The organism is Bradyrhizobium sp. Leaf396, assembly GCF_001424605.1.
Lineage (GTDB): Bacteria > Pseudomonadota > Alphaproteobacteria > Rhizobiales > Xanthobacteraceae > Bradyrhizobium > Bradyrhizobium japonicum_C.
In genome coordinates, this window is record NZ_LMQJ01000015.1 from 89837 (window position 1) to 112842 (window position 23006).

The 23006-nt window shown below is 62.6% G+C and carries 19 protein-coding genes, 1 pseudogene and 1 riboswitch; of the genes and pseudogenes, 12 read left to right on the forward strand and 8 right to left on the reverse strand.

Features of this window, described 5'->3' with window-relative positions; translation table 11 throughout:
- Position 1: 1 nt before the first annotated feature.
- Entirely contained in the window at positions 2-772 is a 771-nt protein-coding gene (locus ASG57_RS17135; protein ID WP_024342194.1) for a GntR family transcriptional regulator, read from the reverse strand.
- A 196-nt stretch (positions 773-968) separates the two neighbouring features.
- Here ASG57_RS17135 and ASG57_RS17140 point away from each other — a divergent pair, with 196 nt between their 5' ends.
- From ASG57_RS17140 to ASG57_RS17170, 7 genes are all read left to right on the forward strand, one after another.
- A complete protein-coding gene (locus tag ASG57_RS17140) occupies positions 969-2090 on the forward strand; it encodes an ABC transporter ATP-binding protein (RefSeq protein ID WP_024342193.1) in 1122 nt (373 codons plus the stop codon).
- Between the two features lies 1 nt (position 2091).
- On the forward strand, positions 2092-3141 hold the full coding sequence (locus ASG57_RS17145; protein WP_024342192.1) for an extracellular solute-binding protein: 1050 nt from the start codon (positions 2092-2094) through the stop codon (positions 3139-3141).
- 33 nt (positions 3142-3174) lie between these two features.
- Entirely contained in the window at positions 3175-3999 is an 825-nt protein-coding gene (locus ASG57_RS17150) for an ABC transporter permease (protein WP_024342191.1), read from the forward strand.
- On the forward strand, positions 3989-4798 hold the full coding sequence (locus tag ASG57_RS17155; protein ID WP_024342190.1) for an ABC transporter permease: 810 nt from the start codon (positions 3989-3991) through the stop codon (positions 4796-4798). Before ASG57_RS17150 ends, ASG57_RS17155 begins: the two co-directional genes overlap by 11 nt.
- Positions 4799-4800: 2 nt before the next feature.
- Positions 4801-5700, forward strand: a complete 900-nt coding sequence (locus tag ASG57_RS17160) for a polysaccharide deacetylase family protein (RefSeq protein WP_024342189.1) — start codon at positions 4801-4803, stop codon at positions 5698-5700.
- A gap of 206 nt (positions 5701-5906) precedes the next feature.
- A complete protein-coding gene (locus ASG57_RS17165) occupies positions 5907-6407 on the forward strand; it encodes a hypothetical protein (RefSeq protein WP_024342188.1) in 501 nt (166 codons plus the stop codon).
- A 15-nt stretch (positions 6408-6422) separates the two neighbouring features.
- Complete coding sequence (locus ASG57_RS17170) at positions 6423-6890, forward strand: hypothetical protein (protein ID WP_155248704.1); 468 nt, start codon at positions 6423-6425, stop codon at positions 6888-6890.
- Between the two features lie 129 nt (positions 6891-7019).
- Here ASG57_RS17170 and ASG57_RS17175 read toward each other — a convergent pair whose 3' ends face one another.
- The 3 genes from ASG57_RS17175 to ASG57_RS17185 all read right to left on the reverse strand — a co-directional run bounded on the left by ASG57_RS17175 (position 7020) and on the right by ASG57_RS17185 (position 10881).
- Complete coding sequence (locus tag ASG57_RS17175; RefSeq protein WP_024342186.1) at positions 7020-7946, reverse strand: CobW family GTP-binding protein; 927 nt, start codon at positions 7944-7946, stop codon at positions 7020-7022.
- A 3-nt stretch (positions 7947-7949) separates the two neighbouring features.
- Entirely contained in the window at positions 7950-9440 is a 1491-nt protein-coding gene (locus tag ASG57_RS17180) for an amidohydrolase family protein (protein WP_024342185.1), read from the reverse strand.
- Positions 9441-9672: 232 nt separating this feature from the next.
- On the reverse strand, positions 9673-10881 hold the full coding sequence (locus tag ASG57_RS17185; RefSeq protein ID WP_024342184.1) for an alpha/beta hydrolase family protein: 1209 nt from the start codon (positions 10879-10881) through the stop codon (positions 9673-9675).
- Between the two features lie 436 nt (positions 10882-11317).
- Positions 11318-11512: riboswitch (cobalamin riboswitch) on the forward strand.
- Positions 11513-11691: 179 nt separating this feature from the next.
- On the opposite strand from ASG57_RS17185, the gene ASG57_RS17190 reads away from it, so the two are divergent.
- The 3 genes from ASG57_RS17190 (at position 11692) to ASG57_RS17200 (ending at position 16563) form a co-directional block, all read left to right on the forward strand.
- Entirely contained in the window at positions 11692-13896 is a 2205-nt protein-coding gene (locus ASG57_RS17190; RefSeq protein ID WP_230646676.1) for a TonB-dependent receptor, read from the forward strand.
- Between the two features lie 2 nt (positions 13897-13898).
- Positions 13899-15344 (forward strand): PepSY domain-containing protein, encoded by a 1446-nt coding sequence (locus ASG57_RS17195; RefSeq protein ID WP_024342182.1) that lies wholly within the window; start codon positions 13899-13901, stop codon positions 15342-15344.
- Between the two features lie 193 nt (positions 15345-15537).
- Positions 15538-16563 (forward strand): alpha/beta hydrolase, encoded by a 1026-nt coding sequence (locus ASG57_RS17200; RefSeq protein WP_024342181.1) that lies wholly within the window; start codon positions 15538-15540, stop codon positions 16561-16563.
- A gap of 24 nt (positions 16564-16587) precedes the next feature.
- Here ASG57_RS17200 and ASG57_RS38735 read toward each other — a convergent pair whose 3' ends face one another.
- The 4 genes from ASG57_RS38735 to ASG57_RS17215 all read right to left on the reverse strand — a co-directional run bounded on the left by ASG57_RS38735 (position 16588) and on the right by ASG57_RS17215 (position 20040).
- Complete coding sequence (locus tag ASG57_RS38735; protein ID WP_024342180.1) at positions 16588-16833, reverse strand: ATP-binding domain-containing protein; 246 nt, start codon at positions 16831-16833, stop codon at positions 16588-16590.
- 58 nt (positions 16834-16891) lie between these two features.
- A complete protein-coding gene (locus tag ASG57_RS38385; RefSeq protein ID WP_162250064.1) occupies positions 16892-17065 on the reverse strand; it encodes an NERD domain-containing protein in 174 nt (57 codons plus the stop codon).
- Between the two features lie 436 nt (positions 17066-17501).
- Positions 17502-18617, reverse strand: coding sequence for a hypothetical protein (locus tag ASG57_RS17210; RefSeq protein WP_024342179.1), 1116 nt, complete (start codon positions 18615-18617; stop codon positions 17502-17504).
- Between the two features lie 391 nt (positions 18618-19008).
- Positions 19009-20040, reverse strand: coding sequence for an IS110 family RNA-guided transposase (locus tag ASG57_RS17215; protein WP_028146165.1), 1032 nt, complete (start codon positions 20038-20040; stop codon positions 19009-19011).
- 141 nt (positions 20041-20181) lie between these two features.
- Between ASG57_RS17215 and ASG57_RS17220 the strand changes: the two genes are divergently transcribed.
- Both ASG57_RS17220 and ASG57_RS17225 read left to right on the forward strand, forming a co-directional pair.
- The gene (locus ASG57_RS17220; protein WP_057196861.1) at positions 20182-21738 is read left to right on the forward strand and encodes an ISL3 family transposase; all 1557 of its coding nucleotides are present in this window, start codon (positions 20182-20184) and stop codon (positions 21736-21738) included.
- Positions 21739-21950: 212 nt separating this feature from the next.
- Positions 21951-22079 (forward strand): annotated as a pseudogene (locus ASG57_RS17225) (transposase domain-containing protein); the annotation flags it as partial.
- Positions 22080-23006 lie beyond the last annotated feature (927 nt).

Sequence of the window (23006 nt, forward strand, 5' to 3'; positions counted from 1 at the left end):
GCTATCCGCCCGCCCGCGCCCGCGCGCCAATCTCCTGGAAGATCGCGGTCAGCTCGTCGACCTCGTCCTCGCCTTTCTTCGGCCGGATCCGCTGCTCCATCTCCTCGATGTGATGATGCATGGCATGGATCGCACCAGCCTTGTTGCGGGCAAGGATCAATGCGCCGATGTCGGGGTGGGCGTCGGGCGAGCAATCCGGCTCGCCTGGCTGCTCGAAGGTCGCGATCGCCAGCGACGTCCGCAGCATCAGCTCGCGCGATATTTCCAGCAACACGCGGTTGCCGGCAAGCTTGGCCACCAGGATGTGGAACTCGGCCGTCAGCGACAGCGAGGCCCAGCGGTCATTGCGATCGTGACGCGCCTCGCGCTCCATATGCGCCTTCAGCTCCGCCTTGCCGGCCTTGTCCAGCCGGTCGACCGCGGCGCTCACAGCTGCGGTCTCGATGATCCGACGCGCGGCAAAGATGTCCTGCGCCTCCTCCCAACTCGGCCGGTACACGAAGGCGCCCCGGTTGGGGATCTGCATAACCGCCTTGCGCGAGGCGAGATGGGACAAGGCCTGGCGGATGTGAATCCGCGTGGTACCGAAAGCTGCGGCAAGCTTGTCCTCGCCGAGCTTGGCGCCTGGCTTGAGCCGCTTCTGGCTAATCGCGGTCAGGATGCCCTGGACCACCGGATCGTCGTCAATGTTGCGCGGATCGACGACCTCCGGCTCCCTGTGCTTCGGCTCGGAGCGTTTCGGCTTGCGCTTGAAGGGACGGGTTCGCTTCATGCATCGCTTTTACAGGATTCTGGAATGCTGCCGGAGCCCATTTTTTAGACAAACCCATGGCATTTATGTCTACAATATGTACAATAAATTGGCGCCAATATATGGCGCCTAAAATTGTCGTAATGCTCGCAGGACCTTAGCGGACGAGCCGCGCTGGCACGACGATTGCTATCTCTCGCGCAGGACAACGCGAAGGATGGAGCTGGCGTTGAGCGATGTACGCGGACTTTCGCTGGATCTGAAGGGCATCGGTCACGCGTTCGGCGCGACGGTTGCGCTCGACGAGATCGATCTCTCCGTTGCAGCCGGTGAGTTGATCGCCCTCCTCGGCCCGTCCGGCTGCGGCAAGACCACGATGCTCCAGATCATCGCGGGCTTCCTGCGTCCCTCCCGCGGCGAGGTGCGCTTCGACGGCGCGCGGGTCGAGCATGTTCCGGCCAATCGCCGCCGCATCGGCATGGTGTTTCAGAACTATGCGCTGTTTCCGCACCTGACTGTGTTCGAAAACGTCGCCTACGGCCTGCGGGCGCGCAAAACCGCGAAGAATGTTGTGGCCGCGAAAGTCGAACAGATGCTCGGCCTCGCCCAGATGGCGCCGTTTGCGCGAAGGCTGCCCGGAGAACTCTCCGGCGGGCAGCAGCAGCGCGTCGCGCTGGCGCGGGCGCTCGCGATCGATCCTGGCCTCGTCCTGCTCGACGAGCCGTTCTCGGCGCTCGACAAGAACCTGCGGCTCGACATGCAGATCGAGATCAAAAGCCTGCTGAAGACCTTTGGCGTCACCTCCATCATCGTCACGCATGATCAAGAGGAGGCACTGTCGATGGCCGACCGCATCGTCGTGCTGAACAAGGGACGCATCGAGCAGATCGACAGCCCGGACGCGCTTTACGACCGGCCGGCCAGCCTGTTCATCTCGAACTTTATCGGCCACACCAACCTCCTGCGCGGCACCGTCACCGACGCGGACCGCGTGCAGCTGGACGCCGGGCCTGAGCTCGATCTCGGCCGTTCGGCCCAGCGCAGGCGCGGCACGCCGGTGACGATCTCTGTCCGGCCTGAAAACATCTTGTTCGGCGCAGAACGGCCCGGCGCCATCCCCGTCACGATCCGCGCCACCCTGCCGCTCGGTGCCGTCAGCGTGACGGAGGGCGTCACCGCGAGCGGCGAAGCCGTGAAGGTCAGCCAGGCCCGCGCTGCCGGCAGCGCGAAGACGCAGGCCGGGGAGACGGCTTGGCTCACGATCTCCGACGTCTCGCGCGTCAGCATCTTCAGCACGCCGGTCGACGAGCTTTCCCTGCATCACCCAAGGAGTATTTGACATGAGCCTATCCCGGAGATCGCTGCTCACCTCAGGTTCGGCCGCGCTTGCCGCGGCTGGTCTCGGGTGGCCGACGTCATCACGCGCCGCTCCCTCGATCGTGGCAACGACCTATCCCGGCAGCTTCGACGAAGCCTTCCGCTCGGTGGTCGGGCCGGCCTTCAAGAAGTCCAGCGACGGCAGCGTCACCTTTACGCCCCTGCTCGGTGTCGACCAGATCGGCAAGATCCAGGCCTCGCGCAACACGCCACCCTTCGACGTCGTGCTGTTCGACGAGGGACCGCTGATCCCGGCGATCGCGAGCGGCGTGCTGGAGAAGTTTCCGGTCGATCACTCGAAGTCATATGCCGACATCCCAAGCGTATTCCGGCATCCCGACGGCTACGCCCCTGTCATCACCGTGCAATTGATCGGCATCGCCTACAATCCGAAGAAGATCACCAAGCCGCCGACCTCATGGGAGGATCTCTGGAAGCCGGAACACAAGGGGCGCGTCGGCATCACCGGGCTCGGCTCCAGCCTCGGCACCGCCTTCATGGTCGAGATCGCCAAGCTAAACGGCGGCTCCGAGACCAATATCGAACCGGCGTTCGAGGCCATCAAGAAGCTGCTGCCGAACGTCGGTGCGATCGCGGCCTCGCCCGGCGCGCTGGCTGCGCTGTTCCAGCAGGGCGAGATCGATATCGCCTTCAACTTCTGGAACAACGTGGCGCTGCTCGCCGCCAAGGGCGTCGACATCGCCTTCGCCAAGCCGAAATCCGGCGCCGTCGTGATCCGCACCAGCGCACAGATCGTCAGGAACAACCAGGATCCGAAGGCGGTGCTGGATTATCTCGACACCGTGATGTCGGCCGAAACGCAGAAAGGCCTGGAGGCGGCGCCATGGATGATGATGCCGACCAACAGCAAGGTGAAGCTGACCGGCGCCAATCTCACCGTCGCCAAGAGCCTCGACGACCTCGTTTCCAACAATGTGCTGCTTGACTGGACCAAGTTCCAGCCGCTGCGCGGCGAGTGGATCACCCGCTTCAACAAAGAAGTGAGGATCTAAGTGCCGCGGTCAAGCACGGTTGCATCACGACAAATGCTGCCGGCGGTCCCGCTGGCGGCGTTGTTCCTCGCCGCCTTCGTGCTGCCACTGATTGCCCTTGTCGCGATCAGCCTGTTCCGCACGTCACAGTTCGAAGAACTGTCGCTGGCGCAATACGTGCGCTTCTTCTCGGACCCGTTCAGCATCAAGGTGCTGACGGACACCATCTGGCTGGGGGCGGAGGTCGCACTGGTGACGCTGATCATCGCCTATCCGATCGCACTTGTTTACGTCGCGAGCGGTCAGCTCATGCGCACCTTGATCACGTTTCTGATCATGCTGCCGCTCCTGACCAGCACGGTGGTGCGCACCTTCGCCTGGATCGTGCTCCTTGGCCGCGACGGCATCATCAACACGGCGATGCTGTCGCTCGGGCTGTGGCAGGCCCCGGCTCGCCTGCTTTACACCTGGGAGGGCATGGTACTGGCGCTAATCCAGATCCAGCTTCCTCTGATGGCACTGCCTGTCATCAACAGCCTGCTGCGGCTCGACGGCAATCTGACGCGCGCGGCAGAAGGGCTGGGTGCAAGCCGCGCCCGCATCTTCGTCACCGTCATCCTGCCGCTGACGCTGCCGGGCGCCATTGCCGGCTGGCTGCTCGTCTTCGCAGCCGCTGCGACCGCCTTCATCACCCAGACACTGGTCGGCGGCGGCCGCATCATCCTGATGGCATCCCATATTTACCAACAGGCCGTCGGCGTGCAGGACTGGCCGTTCTCGGCAGCGCTTTCGCTGATCTTCACGCTGGCCGTGACCGGCATCGTCTTTGCCACCGGCGCCCTGTCGCGCCGCTACGTGCGAGGCGTCGATGCAGCGTAGCCTCATTGATCGCGTCTACTCGGGCATCATTGGTGCCATCACCGGCTTCGGGTTGCTGCTGCTGTTGGCACCGACGCTGGTCGTGCTGATCATTTCCTTCACCGGCGGCGTCACGCTGAAATTCCCGCCGCCGAGCTGGTCACTGCGCTGGTATGTCGATCTGCTGCAATCCCAGGAAATCGTGGAGCCCGCGTTAACGAGTCTCAAGGTCGCAACGGCGGCGACGATTCTCTCCGCAGTGCTGGGCGGCGCGGCGGCACTCGGACTGGCACGGAGCCGGTTGAAGATCGCGCGCGTCCTTGACGCTCTGTTCATGTCGCCGATGGTGCTGCCGGCGATGGCGTTCGGCCTGTCGCTGCTGCTGGTCTTTAACCTGCTCGGCATCCGCCTGTCGGCGGCAACGCTGGTGCTCGGCCACACGATCATCTGCGTGCCCTTCGTGATCCGGATGGTCGGCGCCTCGGTGCAGCAACTCGATCCGGTGCTGATCACTTGCTCGCTCAGTCTGGGTGCCGGCCGCTGGTACACCTTCCGGCGCGTCACGCTGCCGCTGATCCGCCGCGGCATCGTTGCGAGCTGCTTCGTCGCGTTCCTCACCTCCTTCGACAATGTTCCCGTATCGCTGTTCCTCGCCGACGCGCGCACCGAGGTCCTGCCGATCAAGCTCTGGGCAATCCTGGAAGGCAGCCTCGACGTGCGTGTCGCAGCCGTCTCCGGCGTGATCGTGCTGCTGACTTTGGCCGGCCTCGTCTGCGCTGAAATCTTCGGCGGCTTCAGTCGCCAGATCGGGAGCCGCTGATCATGCCGATCGAACGCGATCTTCGCGGATATGGAAGGACCCGGCCCGATATCGTTTGGCCCAACGGCGCCCGCGTCGCGGTGTCATTGGTGGTGAATTTCGAGGAGGGCGCCGAGCTCGCGATCGAGCAAGGCGATGCGGAGACGGAACACTATGGCGAGGTCGCCTCGACAGCGCCGCCGGGCGTACGGGATTTCGTGCAGGAGCAGGTGTTCGACTATGGCATGCGCGCGGGCCTGTGGCGATTCCTGGACGCCTTTAACGAGGCCAAAATCCGTTCCACCTTCATGATGTGCGGCCGCGCCGTCGAGCGCGTGCCGGACCTTGCGCGTGCCGTGGTCGAAGCCGGCCACGAACCGGCGGTGCATGGTTGGCGCTGGCTGCCGCATGCACTCTATGGCCGTCCCGAGACGGAACGTCGTGACATCGAAAGGACGCGCGACGCCATCGCCGGCGCGACGGGTCTCACCCCCGTCGGCTTCATGTCACGCGGGAGCCAGAGCGCGTGGACGCGCGATATCCTGATCGGGCTCGGCTTCGCCTACGATTCCAACGCACTCGATGACGATCTGCCCTATTGGAGCCCGTCGTCCCAGGGAGCGATGCTGGTCCTGCCCTATGGCTTCGATACAAACGACATGAAGTTCTTCCATCCGAACGGCTTTGTGCAGCCGGAGGACTTTTCGAACTACGTCAGCGCCGCACTCACGACGCTGGTCGAGGAGGCAGAGCGCGGCCGCTCCGCGATGCTGTCGGTCGGATTTCATCTGCGCATTTGCGGCCGGCCCGCGCGTTTCCGAGCGGTGAAGACCATTCTGGCCGAGCTGGCGCGGCTGGAGGGCCGGGTCTGGGTCGCAACACGCGCCGACATTGCGGCGCATTTTCGTAAAGTCACGCGCTAGGGCCGCCCGCACGACACGGGAGATGTTTGCCCCGCAATTCCGCGGGAGAGCTGCCTGCACGCACCTGGCGAGATACGAACTCTTCCAATCTAGAACATCTCGACAACGCCCCTCCGAGCGTTGACTTGAAGAGGTCTCTGGCAGAACGATCGGCGCGGATCATCCGCGCCAGCCATGGTGCGAGAGCAGCCAAAGGCCAGAGGCTCATGCATCATTCGACACATACCAGACCCGTCGATCTTCCGGCGCTGAGCGCAGCGGAGCGGCTCTTCATTTGGGGCTTCAGGGCGAAGGCCCGCAGCGGAGGCGCCGTTCCGACCGCCGCTGATATCAAGGAGGTGTATGATCACTTCCGCGTAGGCGACGCCGTGCCCTCGCTGGACTCCATCATCGAGATCTTCGCCTGTACGGCCCACACGGCCATCGAAGTGCACTGCCCGACCTGCCCGCGCATGTCGGACAGCGAGCGCGGAATTCTGCGCGCCATCGCCGCAGCACAGCAGGATCGCGTCGACATCGCCCGCGAACAATTCGAGCGCTGGCTGCCGCCGGTCGGCGCCGATTGGGCGCTCGCGCCGGTCGAGGGGCTTGCAACGATCTTCCGTAGGGCCGGTCTCATCCTTCCCGACCGGCATGTGCGGTCTGTCGGCCATGACCGGATCATGGCGATGAAGAGCTGGCTGGTCGGAACCCCCACGCTGCACTGACGAGGACGTTTCATCATGCAGGATGCACGCGATTGCGTGGCGGTCGCGGACGCCGGCCAGTCGCAGCTTTGTCCGCTCCGGGCCGCGCTTGCGGCGCCGCCATGCGTCGAAAGCTACGACGAGTTCTGCCGCGTCGCACTGTCGCTGTTCCGCTTCATCGGAGCGGCCTATGCGACCGGCGCCTCGGATTGCTGGGAAGCTGCTTATCGCTTTGCCGACGAGGCGCCCGGCATTGCCGACAGTCCGCTGCTGGTTGCGCGGGCGGCCCTTGTCAGGATCCTCCGCGGCGGCCGGCCATGCGAGCTGTGCTTCATGCCGCCGTCCTGCCGGCGCCTCTCCAAGGACGAGGCGGAGCTGATGCGCCTGCTGGCCGTCGCACGCCGCAAGCAACCGGGCGAGCTCGAATCCATGATTTGCCAATTCGTCGGCTCGGACAAGGAGGATGCGGCGACACGGGCGGTCAACGCGCTTGCGTTGTGCTGACGCCCAACTTTCTTGTGCCGCCGAGCACGAGAGTGAACATGTGCGCGGCGATCCGGCGCGACTGCGCTCGATGCCCGCCAAAAGAGCTGATCGGCCGGTCACGCCTCGGATGGAGACGAAACGTGGACCTCACACGGCTGCAGCGCAGGCTTCCATGATTTCATCGAGCTCCGCCTTGGAGAGCACCCCAAGCTCCGCGATGAAGACGATCCGCGTCCGCGGCACGCCGGGTGCCGATGCAACGCCCGGTGCGAGCGTGGCGCGGCCGGCGGCGAACTGAAGCACCATCGGACGTCCGGGCTGCTCGATGCTCTCGATCAGGCCTTTGGCGCGCGCGAGCTTCGGTGCCAGCCGGTTGATGGCCTGCTGCAAACGGGGCAGCGACACCGGCTTGTCCGAAGTCCAGCTCAGCGTTTCGAAGCGCTCCTCGGTCGGCCGGCGCGGACCCGGATCACGTGCCGGCGCGCGATCGAGGTTCGCGGGGAATAACAGTGCCGCGGGTATCTCGCCGCGGTTAGCATCCACCACCAGGGCAGGCAGGCGTAGTGCGCGAAGAGCGTCGCGAATTCGCACGCCTGCCCCCTCGTCCGCCAGATCCAGCTTGCTGAGCGCCACGATATCGGCGACGCGCAACTGCGACCGCTGGAGCGCGTCCTCGAAGGCCGCGGGCGGCGCCGTGGCATCCAGCACGCAGACCACCGTCTCCAGCGGCGCCTCGCGCAGAATCACCGGGTCCATCAGATTGCGCACGATGTCGGCGGGATCGGCGACGCCGCTGGTTTCGATGACGATGTACTCGGGCTTGGGATCGCGCCGCAGCAGCGCCGAGAGCGTGCGGAGCAGATCGCCCTCCAGCGAGCAGCAGATGCAGCCATTGGCGAGGCTGACGACGCCGTCGCTGGCGCCCGCGAGCAGTTCCGCATCGATGTTGATCGCGCCGAAATCATTGACCACGGCGGCGATCCGCCGCCCCTCGGCATGCGCCAGCAGATGGTTCACGACCGTGGTCTTGCCCGCCCCCAGAAAGCCCGTCACCAGGAGAATGGGGACCGGCATGGGTCAGCTCCCGATGACGGGACGGCGCACCGGTTTTCCAGGCCGCGCGTTCACATCCAGCACGCCGTCGCTGATCAGCGGCTGGCCGCTGACGACCAGATGCCGCACGCCCTCCGAGGGACGGTTCATCGCGGTGAAGGTCGCGCGGTCCGAGAGCTTCTCGTAGTCGAACACGACGATGTCGGCATCCGCGTTTTTCGCGAGCCGGCCCTTGGCGCGCATCGCCGGCGTGCTCTGCGACAGGATTTCCGCCGGGATCAGCGCGCATTTGCGCACGCCTTCCAGCAGCGACAGGGTCTTGCGCTCGCGCACCCATTCGCGGATGAACTTCGTGAAGCAGCCGGCCGAGCGCGGATGCGAGGTGGCGTCGTCGGGCAGCGGCCAGGCATCGCCGGTGTAGGTGGTGCCATCGGAGAGCGTCCAGGGCATCGCGTCGGAGGCAATCGCTCCGCCGGGATACAGCACCGACATGTCGAGCAGGTCGCGGTGATGCGCATTGTTCTCGGTGTCGAGGATGTGCCAGAGCACCAGCGAGGACGGCTCCTCGGCCTGCGCCTTGAGCAGCTCCTCGCGATCGTGGAAGCGATAGCCATCGGTGACGCGCTGCACGGAATCATAGCCGGTGCCGTTGCGCTCGACGAACTCGGGATCGCTGAAGAAGGCGGCCGCCAGCACGGTCGAGCCGGTGCCGTAGGGGTAGGCCTCGACGGTGATCGGCAGCCCCTGCGCCTGTGCTTTCGCGATCAGCACGCGGCAGCGTTCGACGTCGGTCTTGCTCGACGAATTGAAATGGCAGATGTGCATGTGGGCGCCGGTAGCGCCGGCATAGCCGATCAGGCGGATATAGGCTTCCACCGCGCTTTCGGGATCGATGCGCGACATGAAGGCCACGTGCGTGAAGGTCGGCACGTTCTGCGCGGCTGCGAGCTGGCACACCGCGGTCAGCTCCTGCACGCCGGCTCCCGGCGCGTAAGCGTTCAGAATGCCGATGCCGATGCCGCCTTCGTTCAGGCCGCGTGCGAGACGCTCCAGGATGCCTGAGACCTCCGCATCCGTTGCAACATTGTCGATCCAGCGGCGATCCCGCATGGCATTGCCGAACGCCTCCAGCGAACTCTCCGCGTTTGAGCCGGTCATCGCGCCGATGCGGGCAAAGGCCCAATTGGTGGCAGCGCCGTAGTTCAGCACGCGCCCCTTCCTGGCCTGGCTCTCATACCAGGACCCGACGGGCAGCACGCCGGCTTCGAGGTCGAGGGTGGTCGTAATGCCGTCGAACGCCTGCATGCGGTCGGCCGGAATCGACTGGCCATGCGCGTGCAGGTCGATGAAGCCCGGCGCGACCACGAGCCCGGTCGCATCGATCACCCGCTCGGCGCCGCCGAGGCCAGTGCCGACGGCGGCGATCCTGCCGTCCACCACCGCTACATCGCCGATGGCATCCATCCCGCTCGCGGGATCCACCACCCGGCCGCCAGAGATCACCAACCCGCTCATGTCGTCACTCCACCACGAAGGCCGTCGCATCTGCCGGCCTCATCCCGGCCCCCATCAAGACAGATTTTCACTGCAACGACCACCTCCGGCGACGCCAAGGCGGCATGCAGAGCGATGCATGCCCTTCGGATATGAGCAATGGATACACAGCGCCACGGCCGGGCTCGTCCCCGCCATCCGCTGAGTGCGAAGAACGTGGATGCCCGGGGCGAGCCCGGCCATGACGGCCGCATCAAAGCCCGTCGAACCATGCCTTCCACTTCGGCACAGCCGTCGCAAAAGTGCCGCGATGGGTGGTCGGACCGGTGGAGACGGCTTCGACCGCGGGATTGCCGTTGCCGATCGCCTGCTGATAGGTCATGGCGAGCCGGCCGAGGCCGACACTGATGGCCTCGTCGGTCTCGCCGTAATAATTGCGCACTGGGCTCTTGATGATCCAGCGATAGGCCTGTGTCTGCGCGACGAGCCGGCCGTAGGCCGAAGCTGCGAAGAACTGCGGATCGAAATAGTCGGGACGGAGCAGCTTGTGCAGGTCCGTCGGCACGGCGGCGGCGTCGTAGGGTTCACGCAAATAAGCCTTGCGTGCCACGTCGTAATAGGCATCCGCGATCAGCGAGCGGGCCAGCCCGGGCACGCCATAATAGTTTTCGAACGAGAACGCCGACAGGATGAACAGCGAGTTGACCCAGCTCGCATCGTTCTTGCGGGGAAAATTGAGAAAGCCGTTCAGCGCCACGAATACGTCGACCGGCGCGCTGGCGGTCGCCGCGGCGTCAACCTTGATGCCGGCTTGCTCGAGCTTCTCCAGCATCGCCATGGTGACGAATCCGCCCTGCGACCAGCCGGCGAGAAACAGCTTGGTCGTGGCGAGTTTGAGATGATCCAACACGGCGCGGCTGGCCACGAGCATGTCGTAGGTCGCCTGCTGGTGGCTTCCCTTCACCATGTAGCCTTCCGTCTCTGCCGACGTGCCCATCCCGAAATAGTCGGCTCCGATCACGACATATCCCTGCCCCGCGAACTGCGCGATCATCAGCTGGGTTTCGGGTGACTGGTCGGGAAATGAAGGCACCTGCTGCTTGCCGTAGACCGTGCCGTGCTCGTAGGACAACAGCGGAAACGACGTGGCCTGTCCTTCCGGGATCGCAATCAGTCCGGATGCGACCGTCGGCTTGTTGCCGCGCTCGGGCACCACCGACGAATAGGTCACGCGATAGAGCCGGACGGGATTGCGCGCCGGACTGTAGGTTACGGTGATACCGGCGAAGGCGGGCGTATCGGCTTGCAAAATCCTGTTCAGCCGATCGACATCCCAGCGCGCAATGAACTGATACTGTATCGCAGCAGACAATCTGACGGGCTCACCATCCTGTGCCGCCGCCGGCCAAATGGTGATGACGTGAAGCAGAACGAGAAGGAAGAAGCGCGGGAGCAATGCCATGCAGGGACCCATTGAGAGAGGATGGGCCGGTCCTAGACAATTTGCGTTGAGATTGTGTTTCGCAACGCCTTGTGCCGTTGGGAATCCGCCGGTTTCGCCGTACGCAGGCTATCGGCTTCGCCAAGAGGCTTCGCCGGATATGGGCGCCGTCCGCCCTCGCGATCCGAGCGCGCTCTCGCCTTGCACGCAACAAACCGCCGTCAATGCCGCCGCGTCCACCGCGACCAAGCCAGCGCTCGTGACGACGTACGACCGCCCCCTTGGCCGAATACGCTGGATCCGAATTAGGTAGAATGGAATAATGTTCGGGGGGAGAGTTGAGAGCGGATTCGTGTTTCGCCCGACACCGCCCGGTGGACGATCCGTGCGTCGCCGATGAAGGTGCGACGCGCTGAACCGTGTCGGGAACAGCCAGTTGACAGCCCTTTGAAAATAAAACTAGGGTGACTGCGACGGTTCTCCTTCGGGAGATCAATAGGGAATACGGTGCGGGATTTCCCCAACGCCGTGGCTGCCCCCGCAACTGTAAGCGGCGAGCCTTCGCCAAACGCCACTGAGCTCGCGAGCTTGGGAAGGCGGCGCAAGGCAGCGACCCGCGAGCCAGGAGACCTGCCGTCAGTCGTGGTCACACGCGAGCACATTGGGCGGGGTGTCCTGGTGAGTGTTGAGCTGCCTTGCTCTTGAGGCAGCGGCCAAGCTGCGTTCGCGGTGACGTGCCACGTTATCGCGAGTCCATTGATGACCTCCCGCACAATATTTGCGCCACGACATCGGCGGGCGTTGCTCTGTTTAGCGGCTTTCTCCTGCCTCATGGTTTCGACCGATGGCTGGGCACAATCCGCAGGCCCGGCCCAGACGCTCGATCCGGTCGTGGTGGCACCATCGGCGAAGCCACCGAATGTCAGGAGTACCCGACGCAGCGAGGCTGCGCGTCTCGCGCGCTCACGACAACAGCGAAACCTGGCTGCCGCCGAAACGCGTGCTCCGACAGCCAGCCCGGCGGGATCGGCATTCGCCGCACCGACGCTCAATCTCACCGGCGCGAGCACGGCCGGCAGCCGGCTGGGCCTGACGCGATTGCAGACGCCGGCCAGCGTGGAGGTGATTTCGGCCGAGACGCTTTCCGAACGCGGCCAGCAGAACGTTCTCGACGCGGTGACGCAGAACGCCACCGGCTTCACTGCGAGCCCGGCACCGGGCAATGGCGGCGTCTCCTTCAACACCCGCGGCTTCACGGGCCTTGGCTCCGTCATGACGCTCTATGACGGCACACAGCTCTATATCGGCGCGGGAACGGTGACCTTTCCGTTCGACACATGGTCGACCGAGCGCATCGAGGTGCTACGCGGCCCTGCGTCGGTGATGTACGGCGCAGGTGCGGTCGGCGGCGCCATCAACATTGTTTCGAAACTGCCCTTGTGGGTCCCTCGCAACGAGGCGGAGGTCTCGCTGGACAGCAACATGACGCGGCGGATTGCCGTGGACAGCGGCGGTCCCGTGAGCAAGAACGTCGCCTATCGGATCACCGCCATCGGCAACATGTCGGACGGCTGGGTCGATCGCGACAACACATCAAACGTTGCACTTCATGCCGCGGTCCAGGTCCGGCAGAACGAAGACGTCACCTGGACGCTGTCCACGGACTACGGTGATCGCCATCCATCGCGGTACTTCGGCACGCCGTTGATCAACGGCAAGCTCGAAGAAGCGCTTCGCTTCAAGAACTACAACGTCAGCGACAGCCACATCCGCTACCAGGATAGCTGGAACCAGGTGAAGACCGACTGGCAAGCCGCCGACGGCATCTCGATCCAGAACACTCTCTACTACTTGAACTCCAAGCGGCACTGGAAGGACGTCGAAAGCTACGCCTACAACCCTGCCACCGGCCTGATCGACCGAGCCAGCTATATCGAGATCTTTCACGATCAGCAGCAGGTCGGCAATCGCATGGATACGAAATTCCGCGGGCATGTGCTTGGCATGGCCAACGAATTCCTGGCGGGCTTCGACGTCAACAGCATCAATTTCACGCACACCAACAACTCTCCTTATGGCGGCGCTTCGTCCGTCAACCCCTACGTCTTTAGCCCAGGCTCGTTCAGCAGTCCGAACGCCACGATTCCCGGTTACGGCAGCGTGACGAACCAATATGCGCTGTTTGCCGAAAACAGGCTGTCGGTGACCGAGCAGTTCTCCTTGATTGCCGGCGTCCGCCAGGATCAACCGACCATCACGCGCACCGACTATGTCGTGCCCGCAAACAGCTTCGAGAAGTCGTTCTCCTCGACGACATGGCGCGCCGGTGCGGTCTACACTCCGGTGAAGGACCTCGCTTTCTATGGGCAGTATGCCACGGCCGTCGATCCGGTCGGAGGGATCATCTCGCTGTCCTCGGCCAACAAGAATTTCGATCTGGCCACCGGCAGACAGATCGAGATCGGCGTCAAGCAATCGTTCTGGGGAGGCCGCGGCGAATGGACCCTGGCCGGCTACGAGATCGTCAAGAACAACCTGCTGGCGCGCGATCCGAACATTCCTTCCCTGACCGTTCAGGTCGGTCGGCAATCATCGCGCGGCGTCGAAGCATCGGTCGGTTTCCTGCTCGACTACGGCTGGCGAATCGATGCCAACACCGCTTTCCTGCGCGCGAAGTATGACGACTTCGTGCAGTCGGTTGGCGGCGTAGCCGTGAACTATGCCGGCAACGTGCCGGTCAACATACCGCAGAACGTATCCAATATCTGGGCGACGTGGGCCTTTGCACCCAACTGGTCGGCCAACGCGGGCGTGCAGATCGTCGGAAAGACCTATGCGGACAATGCCAACACGGTGACGCGCCCGGCCTACAACATCGTCAATGCCGGTGTGCAGTGGAAGCCCGATCTCCACACCACCGTGTCGTTCCGCATCTACAATCTCTTCGACGAGGTGTACACGACCTCGGGCGGCACGACCCAGTGGCTGCTCAGCATGCCCCGCACGGCGCAACTGGGTGTCAACGTGAAGTTTTGAGCGTGGCACGGCCCCTGAAACGCACGCTCCGGCGGTGGCTGTATATCGTCCACCGGTGGATCGGCATCACCACCTGCCTGTTTTTCGCCATGTGGTTCATTTCCGGCGTGGTGATGATGTATGTCGCCTTTCCCGGCCTTTCCGACAAGGAAAGGCTGGCAGCGCTTCCCGACATTCAATGGGAGAAGCTGGCGCTGTCGCCGGACGACGTGATGAAGACGGCAGGCGCCACCCGCTATCCGCGCGATCTCCGCCTTTCCATGCTGGCCGACGAGCCGGTGTATCGGATCACCGGCTGGGATGGCAGGCGGCAGACGATCTCCGCAGCCGACGGCCGCGTCATCGCGGGCGTTTCCGAACAGCAGGCGCTCGCGGTCGCGCAACATCATCCCGCGAGCAGATCACCGCAACTCGAAGCCATCATCGATCGCGATCAATGGAGCGTAACGGCCCGGTACGATCCGCTGCGACCGCTTTACCTCATCGGGCTCGGCGATAATGCCGGCACCAGGCTCTATGTCTCCTCGCGCTCCGGCGAGATCGCGCTCGACACCAATCAAACCGAACGCGTCTGGAACTGGCTCGGCTCGATCCCGCACTGGATCTACCCGACCGTGCTGCGCAAGGACGGGCCGTTGTGGCGGCTCGTCGTGCTTTGGATCTCCGGTATCTGCCTGATCGTCGGCGCCAGCGGCATCTGGATCGGCATCCTTCGCGTGCGGCTGAAGCGGCGCTATGCGAGCGGCAGGATCACGCCGTATCGTGGCTGGATGGCGTGGCACCACGTCACCGGCCTGATCGCGGGCATCTTCGTGCTGACGTGGACGTTCTCCGGTTGGCTTTCGCTCAATCCCGGCGAATACTTCGCAAGCCGCAGCACGACGCGCGAGGTGCTGCAGCGCTACGCCGGCCATGAGGCGCCTACGATTGCGACGAAGCTGCCAGCGCCGCAATCCGGCGCGGTCGAAGCGCGCTTTATCTGGCTTGATGGCAGCCCGATGATTGTCGTCGCATCGCGTGATGGCACGCAGAGGCCGCTGGATGTGACGTCGGGCCGGACTACGGCAATCCCGCAACATCGCCTTTGGACTGCCGCAGAGAAGCTGCTGCCGCAAGCCCGCGTGGCGGAACGGATGGTCCTCGAAGAATACGACTCCTACTGGTATGCGCATCATCACGACCGCGAGTTGCCGGTGCTGCGCGCTGTGTTCGATGATGACGCGAAGACATGGTTTCACATCAGCCCTGTCACCGGCGACATCCTTGGCCACGTAGACGGCAGCCGACGCACCTATCGATGGCTGTTCAACGCGCTGCACAGTTTCGATTTCTGCCTGCTGCTGATGCATCGCCCGGCCTGGGACATCGTGGTGTGGCTGCTGTCGATCCTTGGCGTCATCGTCTCGGTGAGCGGCGTCGTCGTCGGCTGGCGCTATCTGCGCCGTTGAAGCAAACCCACTTCGAACGAGTATGAGAGCGACGCGGGCCGATTAACCGTTCGCCGCAGTTCAGGAGGCGAACGCCGGCGCCGTGATCATGCAAACCGACCGCAAAGCAACTCCGCCGTCTTCTCGCCCCCATTGTCATTCAGGGAGCTAGGCGGGGCGGCGTTATGGTGGGCAAAGTTCCCGAGGGTTCCGTTTGATCGTCCGACATTTTCTGCAACGCGACTCCAATCATCCTGTTTCGCGCCGCGCGTTCCTCGGCGGATTTCTGTCGGCCGGAAGTGCCCTCGCGCTCGGCGGATGTGCCGGCTTGGGGGCGACCGGTGCGCGCTTCGACGCCTCATCGCTCTCCGTTGAGCCCACATTGCTCGTCACGACCACGCGCAAGCCCGTCAACGGCGGTCGCACGAAACCCTGGTTCGGTCCGGAGCGCGCGACCAGCATGACTGTCGCGCAGGTGAAGCTGTCGGCGCCGGACGAGAGCCGCCTTTCTCTCGCCTCGGTCGGACTTGGCACCTGGCGTCTCGATCGGGTCGAACCGGTGCCGGCGGACGTGGGCGATCTCGCCGCGCAGGCGGGCGGAGGGGACGTGCTGATCTATGTGCACGGCTTCAAGCAGACATTCGAGACTGCGGTGCTGGATGCCGCCCAGCTCTCCGACGGGATCAGGTTCCGCGGTCGGACCATGGCGTTTTCCTGGCCTTCAAGGGCAGGATTGTTCGACTACGCTTATGACCGCGACAGCGCGATGTGGTCCCGCGATGCTTTCGAACGCGTGCTCTCGTCGCTCGTGTCGTCGCCAGGCGGCGGCCGCGTGCACATCGTTGCTCACAGCATGGGAACCATGCTGACGCTGGAGAGCCTGCGTCAGCTTTATGGGCGATACGGCGATACGGTCACGAGCAAGATCGGCGCCGTTGTGTTTGCCGCGCCGGACATCGACATGGACGTGTTCTCGTCTGCGGTTCAGCGCATTGGGCCGCTGGCCGGCAAGATCACCGTGATCGCCTCGACGAACGATCGCGCCCTGGCATTGTCGGGGCAGCTCGCAGGCGGAATGACGCGGGTCGGCGCGGCCGAGAAAGCCGTGATCGCGCGGCTCGGCGTGCGCGTGGTCGATGCCTCCCAGGAAGGCTGGGGCATCATCAACCACGATCTGTTCCTGTCTAACTCGGAGGTACAGAAGGTGATCCGCCGCTCGATCGACGGCACGATGGCGTGAGAGAGCGCCCGGCGCGGCGTCCGTCTAGGCGATCAAGCGTTGCACCAAGGCGGACTCACTCGAGTAGGTCAGGAGCGCCTCGTGAGTTGCCCGTGTCACTCCAGCATACGTCAGCCGGACACATTCCTCGATCGTCTTGCCGTGGCGGCCGAGCAAGCCCAAGCCGGCGATGGCGACGCAGGGAAACTCCAGCCCTTTCGGATTGTGCATGCTCAAGAATCGCACCGCCACCCGCCTAATCGAAACCCTGTTGCGATTGTCCTTGGCCATATCGATCGGCACGTCATGCCTGGCGAGGATCTGCGCGACCCGCCCGCCGATCCAGTGCTCAGGGTAGAGACACGCGGAGCATGATGAAGTCGGGATGCCGGTCGAGCGGACCAACAGGAAGGTTGTGCCAGACGACAACCTCTTCGAGAAAATCCTTGAGCCGCTCCGCGAGTCGTAACTCTCCGCGGCTGTCGAAGCGCGCGAAGCCCAGACTTGGGATGAGGATTGCCATGTGACGACCGCAAGCGCGCAGTGGACCGCCGAATGAGCTACGTGTGTAGCAGGGCGGCCTCTCCAGGCCCACATGGTTGCCCAGAGGGTGCAGCTTTTCAATGGCTTAGGATTGAATGGCGCTCCCTAGGGGAGACGAAGGGCAATTCAGAAAATCACTGAAAAACAAGCGCAAATCAGCTTGGCTGCGTGTGCATTGCTACCACCATCTACTACCACCTGCAACGCAGTGCCTCTCCCGCAGCAATGGACACGCGCGCGCCACGGGGAAATGGGGCAGTGGACCGGGTTGATTCGGGCACCCACTGGCGCGGGATGTGGGATGACCTTGCTAGAAACCAGATCAAATTGGGCCAAGGTGTCGCCAGACGGTACTTTTCGCCATGGATCGGCGCTCTATCTCGCCTGCCGTACTTGCATCCTTGCCCCAAGCCTACTCAAATTGCATGATCACCATTTTGGTCACGCTTATGCTCTCCGAATAACGATCCCGCAGCCAATTCCACCATGCGAGGATAGTACTCCAGCTTCTTTATAGCCCGCATGTGTAGCACGAGATGCTTCACTTCATCTAGGAGAGCCAACTGGTCTCCCTCACCCGATTGATCATTGTCGGACTGCTTTTTCGAAATTAGCGACCTGACAAGCAAGAACGCAAAAAACGCCCCTGCACAAGCCTCTGGCGCTTTGCGCAGCTGGGTGAGTAAGCGCTTCCATACTGGCAGTGGCGCTGATTCTCCCGCGAATAAGGGGTTGAAATCGACCTTGGCGAGGGAGCCGTTCGTAAATCCATAGCGCCCGACAGCTGCTAACGCGTTTACTGCCTGCTCCTCACTAAACCCTTCCGGGCGCAAGTATCCGTCATTAGCAAGCAACACGAGGCTCGTCAGACCATCTACTCCGAAATACATGCCTTCCAGAGAGACGTTGAAGTATGTCGCTATTCCGTGCCGCCTTATCAGCTCCTCTGAAATTACACCGTACCAAGACCAAGCCACGGTTGCGAAAAAACTATTCGTCGGCGCGCCATCTACGACCATCTTTCTTAGCGCACTCTGCGCCTCAGCGCGGAGGTCTTCTGGGAGCAACGATGAGGGCCCTCTCCGCCCATACGAGTAGTCCGACATCGCGCGAAAAAGGTTCTCGGCAGCCGGTTGCTCGACCTTCCGAAAGGTCTTCACTATCAACTCCAAGAGCAATTTCCGTACAAACGAACGGCGTTCAGCTGAGCACTGAGCACAGTATTGCATCGCCCTCATATACTGCTCGTCGCTTCCATTCGTTGTGGCCTCGGCGAAGACGATTTCTACAAGAGCCTTAACCTGCGCTTCCGAAGCGACGAGGTACTCAAGTGACCGGGCGGCAAAAAGGCTCAGCGCCTTCTGCTCATCAATCGGCCGTGTTTCGCGTAACAATGCGATTAACGCATCAGTGGCCTGGTTCTGCCGTCGCAAGCTGCGATGTGTTTTAATTTGCAGACTCAGATGCGCGACAACATCCCATTCTCGCTGCAATACATGTGGAATGATTTCGTTCAGCACATCAGCTGTCATTCGGCTTGCAATATTGGCTCTGACTCATATGTGGAACGGCCCGGGCTGCAAGGTCTTTCTCTGGTTGAACAAGGGATGACGGTGCGGTCATATGTTCGGCCTGTGAACGCGNATTGGCTCTGACTCATATGTGGAACGGCCCGGGCTGCAAGGTCTTTCTCTGGTTGAACAAGGGATGACGGTGCGGTCATATGTTCGGCCTGTGAACGCGGCGCCTGGCCGCTGGCCACGATGATATCCGCGGAAGCAATCGCCCAATCAATTTCTCGCGCTCGAAGCGCAGTGAGTCAGGCGGTCTGATTGCTACCGGGAATGGCGTCATTCGGGGTTCATCCAGATTTGCACCTTGCCTCCTCGGCAGCGTTCTTCTTCCGCCGGAGAGCTCTTGAGATTAGGATTTCAGCATTGCGGCCGGCACCTGATAAATGCCGCCTCTGACCAGCAAGGCCCAGATCGTGCGCGCAATCTTATTGGCGAGCGCGACCGATACGACCTTGACCGGCCGCCTTTGCAGCATGGTCCGAATCCAGAGTGGGACTTTCAAGCCTCGTTTAGCAAGCTTGATGATAGAGGTCGCACCAACGATCAAGAGCGTCCGCAGTTGCCGATTTCCACGCTTTGATATCGCGCCGAGCCTTTCTTTTCCGCCGCTCGACTGTGCCCTCGGTGTGAGCCCCGTCCAAGCCGCAAAGTCTCGTGCAGTCGCAAAATCGCGAGCATCCAAGACGGATGTCCGAACGGTAGCGGCGATGAGAGGACCGACACCCGGTATGCTCATCAGACGCCTCGCATCGGGGTCCTTTCTGACGGCAACCAAAATCTCTCTGTCGAGCTTCTCTATGCGGGTTGTAAGCAGCTCAATCTGTTCAGCGAATAGGATCAGGGCAAAGCGGGCGGCGCCGGGGATCCTATTGTCCTTTTCGTCCCGGAGAAGCACCAGGAGTTTTGCGATGCTTGCCATGCCTGTGCCAGCGATAATGCCCAATTCGGCCATATGAGCACGCAGGGCATTTGCAGTCTGGCTGCGCTGCCTCATCAGCATCTCTCGAGTTCGCAAAATCATGCTGGCTGCTTGTTGCTCGGCAGTCTTCACCGGCACGAACCGCATTGTCGGGCGGGTGACCGCCTCACAAATGGCTTCAGCATCCGCCACGTCGGTTTTGTTTCGTTTGACGTAAGGCTTCACGTAGGTTGGCGGCATCATGCGGACAGAGTGGCCGAGCGCCGCTATCTCGCGTGCCCAGTGATGGGCACTCGCACAGGCCTCCATACCAACCAAGCACGCTGGAAGGCTCCGAAAGAAGGGCAGAACCTGCGATCGCCGCAATGTGCGACGAACCAAGACTTTCCCGTTTTCGGCAATGCCGTGAACTTGAAAGATCGACTTGGCCAAATCCAAACCCACTGTGATAATCTTCTCCATGGAACGGTCCTTCCTTTATGGCGCCTCTCTACGCGACCACGTTAGGCACTTTTGATGCCGGTTCGAAGGGCCGTTCCACACCATCACTTTTGATGCAGTTCGAGGGATGTCTGGCGTTTTGATTGGAGGAGAATCAGCGCCATGCAGCAAGCACTCCACCGCTCCAGTCTGGTGCCGCGTGGGTTTGTTGTAGAGAGTGCATGCTACGAGGGAGATAAGGCCGTCATCACGGTCCGGGCCTCCGGAAGTTTCGGCGTCTGTCCATCGTGCGGAACGGCTTCCCGCCGTGTCCACAGCCGGTATCGGCGACGCGTGACCGATCTGCCGCTTTCCGGGCGGRTCGTGGAACTCCTGGTGGCCGCCCGCCGCTTCCGCTGCGACGCCGTCCTGTGCGGACGCCAGATCTTCACTGAGCGTTTCGCCGACGGGATATTGGCTCCATCGGCGCGACGCACGGCGAGGCTGGACTCCGTCGTCCATCACCTCGGTCTGGCGCTTGGCGGTCGACCGGCGGCGGGCTTCGCAAAACGGCTGATGCTGCCAGTGAGCAAGGACACGCTCCTGCGTGTCGTCCGACGCCGCAGCCGTTCGCCGGCCGATCTTCTCAAGGTCATCGGCATCGATGATTGGGCCTGGCGGCGCAATCACCGATACGCCAGCATCATATGCAACCTGGAGAAGCGGCGGGTGGTTACCTTGCTGCCGGATCGTGAGCCCGCGACCGCCCAAGCCTGGCTGGCTGCTCATCCCTCGATCTCCGTCGTCGCTCGCGATCGCGGCGGGGGATATGGCGAAGCCGCAGCAAAGGCCCTGCCGCACGCGGTGCAGGTCGCCGACCGCTGGCATTTGATGGAGAACGCCAGCCGGGCCTTACTTGACGCCGTCCGCAAATCGATGCGCCAGATACGCACCGTCATCGGCGCGACCACGATCGATCCCAAGCTGCTAACAGCCGCCGAGCGCCTCCAATATGAGGGCTATCTGCGGCGCGAGGAGACCAATGCGGCCATTCTGGCCCTGTCGAGGAACGGTATCCCTATCAAGCAGATCATGCGTCAGACTGGCCATAGCAGGAAGCTAGTACGGCAGGTGGTCCGCGGCGAACGTCACGACGTGTTCCGAACCCGGCAGAGTTCGTTGGATCTGCACTTGCCATGGCTGGACGAGCAGTGGGCGTCTGGCTGCCGCAACGGGGCTGAACTTTGGCGCGGTTTGAAAGGGCGTGGCTTCCGAGGCTCGCTCCGCGTCATCAGCGAGTGGGCGACCCGCAGACGACGGGCTGAAAAGGCCGACGCGCGAAACCTTCAGAGGATTCCGTCGGCCAGAACCATCGCGCGCCTGATGACAATCGGCCGAGACTTGCTCACGAAAGCGGAGACYGTCACGATCGCGGCGATCGAAGCCGGCGTACCAACACTGGTCGAGGCACGCGAAATCATCGCTGAATTCCACCTGATGATCCGGCGCAGGACCGAGGCGGGCCTCGCCCCATGGATTGAGCGCGCTGGCGCCAGTCTCGTCGCCTCGTTCGCCAGCGGCGTCGCGAAGGATGAGGCGGCGGTACGGGCGGCAATCACTTCACCATGGTCCAACGGCCAGACTGAAGGTCAGATCACGCGCCTCAAGCTCCTTCGACGTCAAATGTACGGCCGCGGCAAAATCGATCTGCTTCAAGCCAGACTAATCGGTGCAGAATAGTCGGCGCTGCACCAAACTTGCGTCAGAGCCAAATTTGCAAGCCGATTGACATCGATCCGCTCGCCTATCTCACCGACGTCCTTAGGCGATGTAGATCGNGTTCGACGTCAAATGTACGGCCGCGGCAAAATCGATCTGCTTCAAGCCAGACTAATCGGTGCAGAATAGTCGGCGCTGCACCAAACTTGCGTCAGAGCCAAATTTGCAAGCCGATTGACATCGATCCGCTCGCCTATCTCACCGACGTCCTGACCAAGATCGTCAAAGGTCATCCCAACCGCGACATCGACCAGCTACTGCCCTGGGCCTACCGCACTCAATCCCTCAAAGCCGTGGCCTGAAGACGACGCTTACCACCAAACGCGCGCGCCACGCCCAGGATCGTCGCACCCGGCTGCAACGCTGCAGCGACGATGCGCTCCTTGTCAACCCGCGACCAATGCCGCCGTCGCTGCTCCGAAGTGATTACTTCCACTTCCGCTTTGGCCATAGGACTAGCTCCAGGACTAGTCCTATGGCTTCGCGAAGCCTCACTGCTGACGCAAGGCGGCCGTCACCGGGGGCTTACAGCGAAACGTCGAGGCCGACGTAGATCATGGCTTGTCCTCCTTGAATGGAATTGGTCCATGATCGTCAGTCAAAACGTGCTGCGCGGCAAATAGCTCAGGCGATCGGGACCGAATACCCCATCTCTTCCGTGAACCGACTTGGCTTCATGATCCATCTCCTCAGAGATGACGGACTCTACCCATTCTTGGAGGAGTTTGCGGGGCTCAGACCAAAGCCCGCCTTAAATCGTATGGCTTCGATCAGCACACCATCGGCATGGAAGTGTACGTCCGCGCGCGAGGAGCACCGCTTCAAGCCTGATGTTGCTGAAGGAGATCAACAACCTTTGCCATTCGATGATGGTGGATGGTGCCCGGGTTGCCAGATCGCGCCGACAGACCGCGTGGCGATGAAGAGGTAGACGAGGGATGACTAAAGATAGATGCTCTTAGTAGAAAGGAGAATCTCGCCTCTAGTCCCTCCTTCGCATCTCCGAGTTTTCCAACGGACATTGCACGGCCCGCCCCAGCAAAAGAAGTGCATCATTCCCGGAGTCCCGCACGTACAAGTTCCTGATGCCACGTGGGCCACTTCGTCATCAACTGAGTGAACTTCGCGTGCTCTGAACTTCCTCCGAATGAGTGGACACCTGTAGTAGGCTCGTTGAGCCTGGAGGTGTTGAATGGAACGTGCACGTCGGTCGTTTACTGAAGAGTACA